10 protein-coding genes are annotated in these 12,812 nt (G+C 69.0%); 9 read left to right on the forward strand and 1 reads right to left on the reverse strand.

All coding sequences use genetic code 11. The features are described from left to right. Positions 1 to 8 precede the first annotated feature (8 nt). The 6 genes from V9K99_RS26470 (at position 9) to V9K99_RS26495 (ending at position 9,505) form a co-directional block, all read left to right on the forward strand. Entirely contained in the window at positions 9 to 1,235 is a 1,227-nt protein-coding gene (locus V9K99_RS26470) for an ROK family transcriptional regulator (RefSeq protein WP_337324139.1), read from the forward strand. Continuing rightward, positions 1,232 to 2,731 carry a glycoside hydrolase family 3 protein gene (locus tag V9K99_RS26475; protein ID WP_337324138.1) on the forward strand — a complete coding sequence of 500 codons (1,500 nt, stop codon included), beginning with the start codon at positions 1,232 to 1,234 and terminating at the stop codon, positions 2,729 to 2,731. Before V9K99_RS26470 ends, V9K99_RS26475 begins: the two co-directional genes overlap by 4 nt. Positions 2,732 to 2,750: 19 nt before the next feature. Next, a complete protein-coding gene (locus V9K99_RS26480; RefSeq protein ID WP_337324137.1) occupies positions 2,751 to 3,950 on the forward strand; it encodes an MFS transporter in 1,200 nt (399 codons plus the stop codon). A gap of 50 nt (positions 3,951 to 4,000) precedes the next feature. Next, positions 4,001 to 4,600, forward strand: coding sequence for a hypothetical protein (locus V9K99_RS26485; protein WP_337324136.1), 600 nt, complete (start codon positions 4,001 to 4,003; stop codon positions 4,598 to 4,600). A 269-nt stretch (positions 4,601 to 4,869) separates the two neighbouring features. Further along, complete coding sequence (locus tag V9K99_RS26490; protein WP_337324135.1) at positions 4,870 to 8,181, forward strand: S8 family serine peptidase; 3,312 nt, start codon at positions 4,870 to 4,872, stop codon at positions 8,179 to 8,181. Between the two features lie 121 nt (positions 8,182 to 8,302). Further along, the gene (locus tag V9K99_RS26495) at positions 8,303 to 9,505 is read left to right on the forward strand and encodes a hypothetical protein (protein ID WP_337324134.1); all 1,203 of its coding nucleotides are present in this window, start codon (positions 8,303 to 8,305) and stop codon (positions 9,503 to 9,505) included. A gap of 42 nt (positions 9,506 to 9,547) precedes the next feature. Here V9K99_RS26495 and V9K99_RS26500 read toward each other — a convergent pair whose 3' ends face one another. After that, entirely contained in the window at positions 9,548 to 10,915 is a 1,368-nt protein-coding gene (locus V9K99_RS26500) for a serine/threonine-protein kinase (RefSeq protein WP_337324133.1), read from the reverse strand. Between the two features lie 21 nt (positions 10,916 to 10,936). On the opposite strand from V9K99_RS26500, the gene V9K99_RS26505 reads away from it, so the two are divergent. The 3 genes from V9K99_RS26505 (at position 10,937) to V9K99_RS26515 (ending at position 12,809) form a co-directional block, all read left to right on the forward strand. Beyond that, the gene (locus V9K99_RS26505; protein WP_337324132.1) at positions 10,937 to 11,509 is read left to right on the forward strand and encodes an RNA polymerase sigma factor; all 573 of its coding nucleotides are present in this window, start codon (positions 10,937 to 10,939) and stop codon (positions 11,507 to 11,509) included. 188 nt (positions 11,510 to 11,697) lie between these two features. Then, entirely contained in the window at positions 11,698 to 11,892 is a 195-nt protein-coding gene (locus V9K99_RS26510; RefSeq protein WP_337324131.1) for a hypothetical protein, read from the forward strand. 293 nt (positions 11,893 to 12,185) lie between these two features. After that, positions 12,186 to 12,809 (forward strand): hypothetical protein, encoded by a 624-nt coding sequence (locus tag V9K99_RS26515; RefSeq protein WP_337324130.1) that lies wholly within the window; start codon positions 12,186 to 12,188, stop codon positions 12,807 to 12,809. Positions 12,810 to 12,812 lie beyond the last annotated feature (3 nt).

Consider the following 12,812-nt stretch of genomic DNA (forward strand, 5'->3'; position numbering starts at 1 on the left):
GAGAATAAATGACGAAGCTGGTACGAGGCGGTGCCGGGACCCGGACGGCCAACCGCGGCGCGGTCATCGCCGCGCTGCTGTCCGAGGCCGGGATCGACCGACGGCAACTGGTCGAGCAGACCGGACTGAGCTGGGCGACCGTGGCCCGGATCGTGGACGACCTGCTCGCCGATGGGCTGGCCCTGGAGCAGCACAAGATCGTCCGGGAAGGCCCGGGCCGGCAGGCCGCCGCGCTCGGGTTCAACCCACGATCCGGGCTGGTCTGCGGGATCGATCTCGGCGGTACCTACTGCCGGATGGTGATCGCCGACGGGATCGGTTCGGCGATCATCCGCTGCCGCGACGAGACCCCGCGGGACCTGGGCGCGGCCGAACTCGCGTCCTGGATCGCGACCCGGGTACACGGTCTGGTCGAGCGGTACGGCGACGGCATCCCGCTGACGTCGGTCGCGATCGGCCTGCCCGGCGTGGTCGCCTCGACCAAGGACCGAGTGGTCGGCGCGTTCAACCTGCCACAGATCCTCGGTACGGCGTTCGTCGAGACCGTCGGCGCCGAACTCGGCGTACCGACGATCATCGACAACGACTCCAACCTGGAGCTGCTGGGTGAGCTGTACTACGGCGACCTGCCCAGGGACGAGACCATCGTCCTACTCAGCCTGGGCACCGGTCTCGGCTCGGCGGTCGCCCTCAACCGGCAGGTGCTCGCCGGACCGGAGGGTCTGCTCGGCGAGTTCGGCCGGTTGCGGTTGCCGGGCCGCAAGGAACGGCTGCGGGACCTGTTGTCCGGCGCAGGGTTGCTCGCCCTCACCCGGTCCGCCGGGCACCGAATCGACAGGGCCGACGAGGTCTTCGCCGACCCGGACCGCTTCGGCGAGCTGGTCGGCGAGATCCGTGCGGCTTTGGTCCACCTGGTCTCGATCGTCGCCCTGGCCTACGAGCCGGGCACCGTGGTTTTCACCGGCGGCTTCTCCGGAGCGTTCAGCGACTCCGTGCTGGAGACGGTCGGTGCCGAAACGGTCGAGACCGTCGGCGTGCACAGCGACCTGCGCCGGTCCGTGCTCGGCGATTCCGGCGGCCTGCTGGGCGCGATGGCGGCCGCGCTGAGCGGTTACTACACCTCGATCGGGGTGGCCCGCGACCAGGTCGCTTCGATCACCACCTCCGACCTCGGCGTCGTGGCCCAGCTGGACAGCTGCGCTGTCGATCAATCCGCGAGAGAGGAACTGACATGACACGTCGGAAGACGTTGGCTGTCACTTCAGAGCTTCACCGGCTCGCTCATGGTGTGCTGTTTCCCGCTCTCGGGCGGCCCAAGGTGCCGAACTGGGTGCCGGCGCGGATCGAGGCCGGTCTCGGCGGCTTCGTGATCTTCGGCAAGGACATCGTCGACGGTTCGCAGTTCGAGCGGTTGGCCGCGGAGTTGCACGGCCTGCGCGATCACGTGCTGCTGTCGATCGACGAGGAAGGCGGTGACGTCGGCCGGCTGGCAGACCTCGGCGGCTTCTCGATGCCCGGCAACCGGGCGCTCGGCGAGCTGGACGACGTCGAGCTGACCCGGCAGGCCGCGTTCCAGATCGGGCTGTCGCTGGTCGAGGCCGGGATCGACTGGGACCTGGCCCCGGCGGTCGACACAGCGGTCAACCCGCTCAGCCCGAACGGGATTCGTTGCTTCGGGTCGGATCGTCAGCTGGTCAGCCGGCACACGGCCGCGTGGGTGGAAGGCCTGCAGGCAGCCGGGGTCAGTGCCTGCGCGAAGCACTATCCGGGCCACGGTCTCAGCGGCACGGATGCCCACCTCGCGACGCCACTCGTCGACGTCTCCCGGGCTGAGCTGCTGGACAGCTACCTCGATCCGTTCCATGCCGCGATCGCGGCCGGAGTCGACAGCATCATGGTGTCGCACGACCTGGTTCCGCAGGTGGACGACGTACCGGCGACCATCAGCAAGGTCTTGCTCACCGACATCCTGCGCGGAGAGCTCGGGTACGACGGCGTGGTGATCACCGACGCGCTGGAGATGTACGGGATCGCCGACGTGGCGCCGTTGCCCGAGGCCGCCGTACGCGCAATCGAGGCCGGGGCTGACGCGCTCTGCCTCGGGTCGTGGGCGTTCCTCGACGACGTGGACGTGGCGGCTGCTGCTCTCGTCGAGGCGGTCGAGAACGGGCGGTTGCCACTGGAGCGGCTGCGGAACGCCAACGAGCGACTGGCTCGGCTGGGGACGAGGGCGAAGGCGGATGTCGCGCTGCGGGACAACTCACTGGGTGAGCGGCTTGCCGACCAGGTCGCAGTGACCCACGGGGATCCGGTACTGCGCAGCGACGCCGTACTGATCATCCGGTTGGAGCCGACGCACTCCCCCGCGGCCGGGTCGTCGGGCTGGGGTGTGGAGAAGCTGCTGCGCGATGCCGGGAAAGTTGTCGAGAGCATCGGGTTGTCGGGGCAGACCTACAACGGGCCGGGAATGGCTCGCGCCGGCGTCGGCGAGTTCCGTTCGGAGTACGGCGCTGGGAGCCAGGTCGTGCTGACGGTTCGGGGCGCTCACCGCTTCGACTGGCAAGAGAAGCTCATCGGCGAGCTGCAGAGCCGGCACCCGGACATGATCGTCGTCGACATGGGTGTCCCGGGCACGGACTACTCCGGTTTCGCCGGCTGGATCCAGACCTTCGGCAGTGCCCGAGTGTGCGCCGAGGCCGCCACCCGGCGACTCCTGGGGTCGACGCGTTGACACGTCTGGGTGGGAGCTGATGCTGGACCGGCCCGAGTCTGCGCTGCGCATCGTCGTACGGTCGCGTCTCTACCGTTCGGCGCTCCTGTCCTTGTTGATCGCGGGCATCGGGCAGTCGGCCACGATTCCTCAGCTGGCCCTGTTCCTGGTTCGTGACCTGGGCATTCCCCTGCCCGTGGCCGGGCTGTACTACGTCACGAATCTGGCCGCACCCGTCGCCGGCTATCTGGTCGGCCGGTGGGCGGATCGAAGCCGTGATCGACTGCTCTGGTTCCGGCTGTGCTCGCTGATCGGGGCTGCCGGCTGGCTCGCCATGGCTGCCGCGAACACGGTGTGGCTCCCGTTCGTCATCAGCACGGTCGCGCTGAGCTTGTCCGGCGGCTCCATGGCTGTGCTGTTCGCGGCTTGCCGAGACGAGCTGAGCCGGCACCCGACAAAAGCCGAGAACGGGGTCATCGCGACCATTCGGATGGCCTTCACGACCGGCTGGATCATCGGACCTGTGCTGGGAGGCTGGTTCGGCGGGGTCTTCGGGCTCCGCGCCCTGCTGGTGGCCACCGCCGTCTGCGGCTTCGCCCAACTGATCCCACTCGGCCGCCAACGAGTGGAGCGGTACCAAGGCCCGGCGATCTCGGCACGACCCGAGAACCGGCGACGGCTCGACCACATGATGCCGTTGCTGGTCTACACCGCGGTCTGCGTCCTGGCGATGACCGGCGACACGATCAAGTTCGGCTACCTGCCCATCTACATGGCCGAACAGCTCCACATCTCCGACTCCCTGCGCGGTGCGGTGATCGGGATCCAGCCGCTGCTGGAACTGCTGTTGCTCCCGGCGGTGGCCCGGCTGGCCGACCGATACGGACCGCTCCGGATCATGGCGGCAGGAACCGCGCTGGGCGTGGCCGGAAACCTCGCCTACGCGACCAGCACCTCCGTCGGCGGACTGTTCCTCGGACAAGCGTTGACGGCCGGCCTCTGGGCCTGCGTCGGTGGGCTCGGAGTGTCGATCGCACAGCGGCTGTACCCCGAGGGCGTCGCCACCGCGTCCGGCATCTTCCTCGGTGCCATGCCCGTCAGCTCCGCCATCGGCGGCACGATCGGCGGCATCGGCGTGGCAGTCATCGGCCTTCCCCAGGTCTTCTTCGTGCCGGCCCTGCTGACCACCCTCGCCATGGCCGCCCTCGTCATGTTCACCACCAGACTCGGCAACCCATGACCAGGCGGCGCTTTTCGCCGATCGGGGGTGACCCCGTTAGGGTCTGTTGAGTGTCCATTCTCGATGTTGCCGCCCCTGACCACGAACTGCCGGATGTAGCGGAACGCGCCTGGCGCGATGTGTCCGATGTCGGCGTCGCCGCCGCACGGATCGAGTGGGCGGGCGCCGCGCGGGAGATGCTGCTCGTCGCAGCCAAGAAGTACCAGGCGCTCGTGCAGCAGAAGGACATCGCCACCGGCGTCCAGGAGCTGACCGGCATCCGCACCAAGCAACCGGCCCGGCAGTGGATCGGTGGCGTGCTCGCCGAGGTGTCCGCGGAGAGCCTGCGGCGGGGTGAGCCGATGTTGTCGGCGCTGTGCGTCAACCCCGACGAGAGCGTCTTCGACGGGTACGCCGCCATCGTGGGTGCCGCAACTGGTACCACTCCCCCGGACCCGGATGCACATGCCTCCCACGAGCGCCTCGCTACCTACCGGCACTTCGAGGCGGCCGGCATGCCGGCCGATGGCGGCAGCGCGATGATCCCGCCGAAGCTCGGCGCCGCCCGCGAGCGTGCTCGCCGGGCCGCGATCGCCGACCGCCCGATCAACAAGTGCCCCCGGTGCAACCTGCAGACGCCGGCCAACGGGATCTGCGACACCTGCGACTGATTGCCATCAGCCACGAATAACGGGGTTGTGAGGTCTGGCCGTGGGGATGGTTTGGGCTTAGCCTCGGCTCAGGCAGGCACCGTGGGGGTGCCGGCCGGTACGCCGGTACCCGTGGGGGGGATCGGTCACGGGACTGAGGGGTTTGCTGCGTCGGCCTTGGGGGTCACCCTGACGTTCAACGTCTGCCTCCTGCGGTGACGGCGTCATCCGCCTGCACGGGAGGCCAGCGCATGAGGTCACCGATTCATCGACGAACTACTCGCATCACCATGGCCGGGCTGTCCGCCGGCCTGCTGCTCGCCGCCACCTTGTCCCCGACGGGCGCGGTGGCCGCCGACCCGACTCCAACCCCGGGCAGCCGGAACTGGACCGCGACTCCGCTGCAGGTCGCCAGTACGGTCAACGGCGCGAAATCGCCCAGCGGTCAGCTCGCAAAGAGCGACCCCGCTCTGATCAACAGCACGTCGGCCAAGCAGGTCCGCGTGGTCGTCAAACTCGACTACGACTCGCTCGCCGCGTACCGCGGCGGCATCAAGGGCCTTCCCGGAACCAGCCCCTCGGTCACCGGCAAGCGTCTCGATCCCAGGAGCGCCAACGCCACCAGGTACCTCAGGCACGTGACCACGATGGAGAACGACTTCCTCGCTGCGTTGCAGGCCAGGATTCCGAGCGCCAGGGCGGGACAGAAACTGCGCACCGTGTACGGCGGCATCGCGCTCAGCATGCCCGCGAACAAGGCTCGCGACCTGCTGAAGCTCCCCGGCGTCGCCGCGGTCCAGCAGGACAATCCACAGCAGTTGCTGACCGACTCGAGCGGCGACTTCATCGGCGCCCCGACGATCTACAACCAGCTCGGTGGTTCGGCCGCAGCGGGCAAGGGTGTGATCGTCGGCATCCTCGACAGCGGCTCCTGGCCGGAGCATCCGTCGTACGCCGATCCAGGCACACTGCCCGCGCCGCCGGCGACCGCCGACGGCACACCGCGAGTCTGCGACTTCGGCGACAACCCGCTGACGCCGGCGAGCGACCCGTTCGTGTGCAACAACAAGCTGATCGGCGGACGGCCGTTCCTCGACACCTACAACGCGGTGATCGGCGGCGACGTCTACCCCGACTCGGCGCGTGACTCGAACGGTCACGGCACGCACACGTCGACGACGTCGGCCGGCGGTCCGGTCTCCGACGCGAACCCGCTGGGCATCAGCCGCGGACCGATCCGTGGCATCGCACCGGCAGCGGCGGTCTCGGTCTACAAGGTCTGCGGTGCCGAGGGCTGCTTCCCGTCCGACTCGGCGGCGGCTGTCGCGCGCGCCATCCTCGACGGCGTCCGGGTGATCAACTTCTCGATCTCCGGCGGCAGCGACCCGTACAGCGACCCGGTCGAGCTCGCCTTCCTGGACGCGTACGCCGCGGGTGTGTTCGTGGCCGCTTCGGCCGGCAACTCCGGTCCGGGCGCGAACACGACCGATCACCGCAGTCCGTGGGTCACCACGGTGGCGGCCTCCACCCAGAGCCGGACGTTCCGCTCCACGGTCACCTTGTCCGACGGTGGCGCGACCGCCACGATCTCCGGCGCCTCGGTCACCGCGGGGATCAGTACGCCGGCGCCCGTCGTACTGGCCGGATCCGCGGCCGGGTACGGCGACGCGACCTGCAACACGCCGGCACCTGCGGGCACGCTCACCGGCAAGATCGTCGCCTGCCAGTTCACGCCCGGCCGGGTGATGAAGGGCTTCAACGTCAGGCAAGGCGGCGCCGTCGGAATGCTGATGTACAACACCACCTCGCCGTCCGACGTCTTCACCGACAACCACTGGCTGCCGACCGCGCAGCTCGAGAAGCCCGACGCCGACACCCTGCTCGCGTTCCTCGCGGCGCACCCGAGCACGACCGCCACGCTCACGCAGGGTACGAAGACCACCTGGCAGGGCGACGTGATGACGTCCTTCTCGTCGCGCGGCCCCGGTGGTGACTTCCTCAAACCCGACGTCACCGCGCCCGGTCTGCACATCCTGGCCGGCCATACGCCGACTCCGGAGTCCCCGGCCGAGGGACCGCCCGGGAACCTCTACCAGGCGATCGCCGGTACGTCGATGTCCTCGCCGCACGTGGCCGGCGCGGCCGCGCTGATCATCGCCCTGCATCCGTCGTGGACGCCGGGCCAGGTCAAGTCCGCGCTGGAGACAACGGCCAAGACGACCGTCACGAAGCCTGACCGGGTCACGCAGGCCGACCCGTTCGACTACGGCGGCGGCCGGATCGACCTGACCAAGGCCGGCGACCCCGGTCTGACCGTGGATGAGACGGCGGCCGACTACGCGGCCTCGGCCACCGACGCGTTGAACCGGATCAACCTCAACCTGCCGTCGGTGAACGCGCCGACCATGCCCGGCACGATCACCGCCGAGCGCGTCGTCAAGAACGTCACCAACCAGAGGCTCCGCTTCACCGCGAGCGGTACCACCGTCAGCGGCGCCGGCATCACGGTCCTGCCGCCCGCCTTCGAGGTTCCCGCCGGCGGGACACAGAAGCTGACCATCACGATCACGGCACCCGACGTGCCCGATGGTCAGTACTTCGGCCAGGTCAACCTCAAGCAGATCGGCGGCAGCCGCGCCCTGCACCTGCCGGTGGCGTTCTTCCGGCAGGAGGGCATCGTGCCGATCGACCAGACCTGCGCTCCGAGCACGATCGCGCGGAACACCGGTCTGTCCACCTGCACCGTGACCGTGCAGAACAACAGCCTGCAGACCACGGACGTGACCGCGGTCAGCACGCTGAGCTCGCAGCTGCGGCTCGACAGCGTCACGGGTGCGACCAAGATCGGCAGCCAGATCGCCACCAAGACCGCGACGCTGGCCGGGCGCCAACCCGACGCACCGGCGATCGCGCCGGGGTCGTTGTTCGGCTACATCCCGCTGGACGCGTTCGGCATCACGCCGATCCCTGTCGGCGATGAGCAGGCGGTGAATCTCAACGTTCCGCCGTACGTGTTCGCCGGGCAGACCTACACCAGGATCGGCGTCGTCTCCAACGGCTACTCGGTGGTGGGCGGAACGTCATCCGGGGACGACATCCAGTTCGCGCCGCAGACCCTGCCCGATCCTGCGCGTCCGAACAACGTACTCGCACCGTTCTGGACCGACCTCGACGGGACCGCAGCTCCGGGCATCTACGCCGCCAGCCTGACCGACGGGGTGGATGAGTGGCTCGTCCTCGAATGGCGGCTGAACCTGTTCGGCACGACCAGCCAGAAGGTGTTCCAGCAGTGGATCGGCACCAACGGCACCGAGGACATCACCTATGCCTACGATCCGGCCAACCTGCCCGGTGACCCGGGTCCGGCGTACGGCCTGACCGTGGGCGCCGAGAACTTCGAGGGGACGGCCGGCGGTCAGATCACCGGTCCTCCGGTCGAGGACTACCGGGTGCAGAGTACGCCGGGTGCGCCCGGCGGCTCGATGACCTACTCGATGAACATCAGGGGTGTGCAGAAGGGCACCGGAACGGTCACCACCGGAACCTCCACGCCACTCGTCAAGGGCCTCACGATCGAGGTCGACAAGATCATCGTCAACTAACAGCCTGCCCCGTCCGGGCCGGATCCCCCAGGATCCGGCCCGGACGTCGTGAACCGATGGTGTCTGCTGACCATCGAAGCCTTCCGTAGGACACACTGAGGAACTCATTGCGGAGGGCATCATGAAGCGGAGTATCAAGCTGGCCGGCTTGGTGACGGGTGTTTCGGTCGCTGCTGTGGTGGCGGGCGCACTGGTCGCCGCGCAGCAGACACCGACGCTCGCGGCGGCGTCCGGCGACGGCGTCACCCCGATCGACAGCAGGCCGGCGGCACAGTCCACGACGACGCGCAGGCCGACGCCGGTACAGTCCACGACCCCGAGCAAGCCGCCTGGGACTTCTCCGGCCCAGCCGAGCGGATCGGTCAAGCAGACGCTCGACCTCACGAAGCTCAAGCAGGGTGCGAAACCGGCCACGGCGTACGTCGACGGCAGGACGGTGCGCATCGGAGAGATCGAGTTCACCCTGCCGGCCTCGGACGGCCCGGTCTGGGATGTTGCGCAGGCAGGTACCGGGGGCGCACTCGTTCTGCACAGTCCGAAGGACGACGGCAGGGCCGTTCTCACCGCCTGGAGCGGAGGCTCCCGCGGTGAAACCGTCAACGACGTCTCATCGGTACTCTCCTCGGCTGATCACTCGACCAGCGCGTATGCGGTCCAGCCGACCGCCGCAGACGGCGCCGAGCTTCCTCGCTTCACGCTGACCTGGCGCGACAACGCCAGCGGCGAGAAGATGTCGCTGCAGCGCACCGGCGAGCACGGACCGATCGTGCACGCGGTCCAGGGCAGCGAGGTCTACTTCAGCGCGTTGTCCAAGAGCTCGAAGCAGACCCTCTATCGCTGGACTGCCGGCGACACCGCGCCGCGGCCGATCACTGCCGCGCCGTCTCCGTCCGCAGTGTCGTCGGACCTGCAGCTCGCGGCGTCGGTCGTCTCGCAGGCCGACGACGGCAGTTGCACCGCACTGGTCGAGCTGGCATCGGCCAAGAAGCGCTGGCAAACCTGCACCTACGCGGTCGACGAACTGCTCAGCGGCAGCGACTTTGCGCTCGGCGGGCCGGCCTATCGGGACGGGTACGGCGACGGACTGTTCGCCGCGCTGGACCTGAAGACCGGCAAAGCCGTCCGCGAGTGGTCGGGCGGTTCCGCGGTCGCGATCATCTCCACGGTGATGGAGGACGCCGACCACGTGCTGGTGCTCGCCGAGCAGGGCGGCAAGACAGCCATCGCCCGGTGCGCGCCGAAGACCGGCACCTGTGAGCTGGCTGCCCCACTGAAGAAGGGCACCGGCGACGAGAACAACCGGCCGTACCAGCTCGGCCACTGACGCCAAGGCGCTGCGGCTCCTCCGACGAGGGGCCGCATCGCCTTATTTTCTTGGCTTGTAGTCCACCGAGTCCAGCACTTTCCTGGCCTGCGCGTCGTCCTCGGCCCGTACCTGGATCCGGACCAGCTGTCCCTCGAACTGCTTCACTCGCTCGTACGTCGTCATGCCGGCCGGGCAACCGGTGTACTTGGCCGTTGCCGTGGAGTCGTTGTTGATCTGCTCGGGCGACACCGTGCAGCCCGCCGGACCGGGGAGGCTGGTGGCGGCGGGTAGGTCGCCCGGCGGCAGCACTCCGGCGAAGACACCCGGCACCTTCGCATCGGCCTTGGCCCACGCGCTGTTGTCGTCGCTCACCAGCAGACCGGGCAGCGAGCCGGTCGAGCCCTGTGGCTGCCAGCCGTCGCCGGCCAGGGTACGTGTCCAGCCACGAGGAAGCTCGACCGACAGGACCTGCTGCTTGTCCTCGACCCGCACCCACTGGCGGTTGACGCCGTACTGCCAGCCCAGGTAGCCACCGGCACCAGCGAGCAGCGCGGCTGCGATCGTCGCCGCCACCCAAGGCCTGGCCGACGACCGACGAGAAGTCGCGGGGACGCTCGCCAGTGCGGCCGTCCGGAGCGCTTCGGCGAACGATCGAACGTCGGGCCAGCGCTGCTCTCGATCCTGATGCAGCCCGCGCAGGATGACCGCGTCCACCTCGGCCGGAACATCCTCGCGAACCGTGCGCAGCGAGGCCGGTGGCCCGTCGACGGCCAGCACCGCCGCCAGGGTTGTCGCACCGTACGGCGGTTGGCCGGCCAGCGCGGCGTAGGTGACGGCGGCCAGCGCGTACAGATCGGCTCGCGGGTCGAGTACGTCGCCGCGCACCTGCTCGGGCGCGACATAGGCCGGGGTGCCGCCCGGCATCGTCACCCGCGACACCGCGTCGAGCGACTTGCCCAGGCCCAGATCTCCGAGCATGGCCCGCTCTCCGGTCGGCGTACTGCGGAAGAGCACGTTCTCCGGTTTCACGTCGCGGTGCAGGACGCCTCGGTCGTGCAGCTCCTGCAGGCCGGCGCTGACGTCCTCGATCACGTCCACTGTGTTGGTCAGCGGAAGCCGGCCGGCCTTGATCCTGTCGGCCAGCGTGCCGCGGTCGGCGTAGGTGAGCACCAGGAAGGGCCGGTCGTCGTCGGTGGTGCCGATGTCATGGACGCCGACGACGTACGGCGACTCGACCTTCCGCAGGAAGCGCCCCTCCTCGACGAACCGCCGGCGTACGTCGAGATCGTCGACCCAATGCTCGGCCAGCACCTTGACCGCGACCTCGGCGTCCAGCTCTTCGTCCCGGACCAGCCAGACGGCGGCGAACCCACCGCTGCCCAGCCTCCGGATCACGGCGTAGCGGCCGAAGTGAGAGGGCTGAACCATGCCGTCATTATGCTCAACACCATGGCGAACGACGGGGACGCGCTCGACGAACTGGCCCGGCGCGCTGCACAGGACCCCGCCTTGCTGGACGAGCTGATCCGGCAGGTGCAGCCGCAGGTGATGCGGATCTGCCAGCGCGTCCTGCCACACCGCGCCGACGCCGAGGACGCCTGCCAGGACGCGCTGCTGGCGATCGCCACGAAGGTCGGCACCTTCTCCGGCCGGAGCCGGTTCACCACCTGGGTCCACGTGGTCGCGTCGAACGCCGCTCGCGAGACCTACCGGCGGTTGAAGCGCCGCGCCGTCGAGAACACCGCGGCCTGGCACGACGACGATCGCCCGGCCAGGTACGACCGTCCCGATCCGCGCACCACCAGCGTCGTGGCCGGCACCCGGCTGGACCTGCTCGACGCGCTGGAGCAACTGGAGGCCGAGCTGCCCGAGACGGTCACGTCGGTGATGCTGCGCGATATCTACGAGCTCAGCTACGACGAGATCGCCGACCAGGTCGGCATCCCGGTCGGCACCGTCAAATCCCGGATCAGCCGGGCCCGCGTCGCACTCAAGGCTCAACTGCTCCCCCGCCACGACTGACACAGCCCCCCTTGTGCATGGTTGCTCCAGGCACCTTTTCGGCGCAGGCAGAGGGCACTTTCGCCCGCACTGCAAGGTCCTTCGCCGGATACTTGCCAGCCAGATCCGAACGCAGCAGTCTGGAGCTGGGGGCGTTTCCGCTCCCGGGCGCCGGCCCGCCGGACCGGCCGAGGATCTAGGGGGATCAGATGGCCTTCACCACCAACCTTTCCGCCGCCACCAGCACGCGGACCGCGCTGATCGTCGCGCTGGTGTCGCTGTTCCTGAGCGGCTGGACCTTCATCGACACGCTGTCCGACGAGCGCAACGAACGCCGGATCGAGCAGCGCTTGGCCTGTCTCGAACTGCCCGGACCAAACGACTGCGGCCTCGACGGACGGTGAGCATCAAACTGTTCCTCAGAATGGCAGCTACCTCTGCCAGGTGGAAGCCGGCAACCCGCTCGGCTGCTGTGACCTTGACACTGAGCGCCCGCGCGAGGACTCTCGGTTTGAGGTGGAGACGGCCAACCGCGTGCTGGGGGTAGCACGCGGCCTGGAGGGGGAGGAATCGTCGTGCTCTTCGAGGCATACGCGAGAGTCCAGCTCGATGCATGGCCGCACGTCCGGGCACCACTCTTCCATCCGTTGACCCGGCCCGTCGGCTTTGATCGTCGTACCTGACGGGTGGGCGGGCCATGCCCGGCGCACGCTCGTCGAAGGACAAGCAGACCACGCCCGCAACGCCCACCGTGCTGGGTGTCGCCGTCCGCGACGACACCTGGTTCCGGCCGGCCGGCAACCAGGCGAAGCTCGATCCCGGTAGGGCGACGTCCAACCTGCTCAAGGTTCCGGCCGGTGACGGACAACGGATCCTGCGTCAGACCGTGCGCCTGGTCGCCGACATCCCGCGGCGGGCCTCACCCGACCTGGTCTGGGTGCAAGGGGCCAGCGAACTGCTGGTCCGCACCGGCGGAATCGGGCTGACCTGTCTCAGCGGCCTGATCACCATCGCCCTCCCGGTGACGTGCGATCAACTGAAGAAGGACGCCACGGTCCAGATCCCGCTCGGTGTCGGTACGGCGAAGGCGCCGAGCGGACTGATCATGTCGACGCTGACCCGGCCGGTCGGTCCGGACCTTGTCATCGACGTCTGGTCCGGTGCCCTGATCGCGTTTGCCTGGGAGGCCGTCGTACACCTGGCCCAGCAACTGTGTGCCGCCGCGGGCAAGGACGCCGCGGGGAGCCCGCTGATTCCCGGCTACATCGCGGCCGAACGCGGTGTGCTGCTCATCCAGCCGATGGCACGGCACCGGATCTGAGAA

Source organism: Kribbella sp. CCNWLW201, assembly GCF_037203805.1.
Lineage (GTDB): Bacteria > Actinomycetota > Actinomycetes > Propionibacteriales > Kribbellaceae > Kribbella.

Bases quoted from the DNA above. Each gene is read 5' to 3' on its own strand.
- V9K99_RS26470 (WP_337324139.1), top strand. From the start codon at position 9: ATGACGAAGCTGGTACGAGGCGGTGCCGGGACCCGGACGGCCAACCGC.
- V9K99_RS26475 (WP_337324138.1), top strand. From the start codon at position 1,232: ATGACACGTCGGAAGACGTTGGCTGTCACTTCAGAGCTTCACCGGCTC.
- V9K99_RS26480 (WP_337324137.1), top strand. From the start codon at position 2,751: ATGCTGGACCGGCCCGAGTCTGCGCTGCGCATCGTCGTACGGTCGCGT.
- V9K99_RS26490 (WP_337324135.1), top strand. From the start codon at position 4,870: ATGGCCGGGCTGTCCGCCGGCCTGCTGCTCGCCGCCACCTTGTCCCCG.
- V9K99_RS26495 (WP_337324134.1), top strand. From the start codon at position 8,303: ATGAAGCGGAGTATCAAGCTGGCCGGCTTGGTGACGGGTGTTTCGGTC.
- V9K99_RS26500 (WP_337324133.1), bottom strand. From the start codon at position 10,915: ATGGTTCAGCCCTCTCACTTCGGCCGCTACGCCGTGATCCGGAGGCTG.
- V9K99_RS26505 (WP_337324132.1), top strand. From the start codon at position 10,937: ATGGCGAACGACGGGGACGCGCTCGACGAACTGGCCCGGCGCGCTGCA.
- V9K99_RS26510 (WP_337324131.1), top strand. From the start codon at position 11,698: ATGGCCTTCACCACCAACCTTTCCGCCGCCACCAGCACGCGGACCGCG.
- V9K99_RS26515 (WP_337324130.1), top strand. From the start codon at position 12,186: ATGCCCGGCGCACGCTCGTCGAAGGACAAGCAGACCACGCCCGCAACG.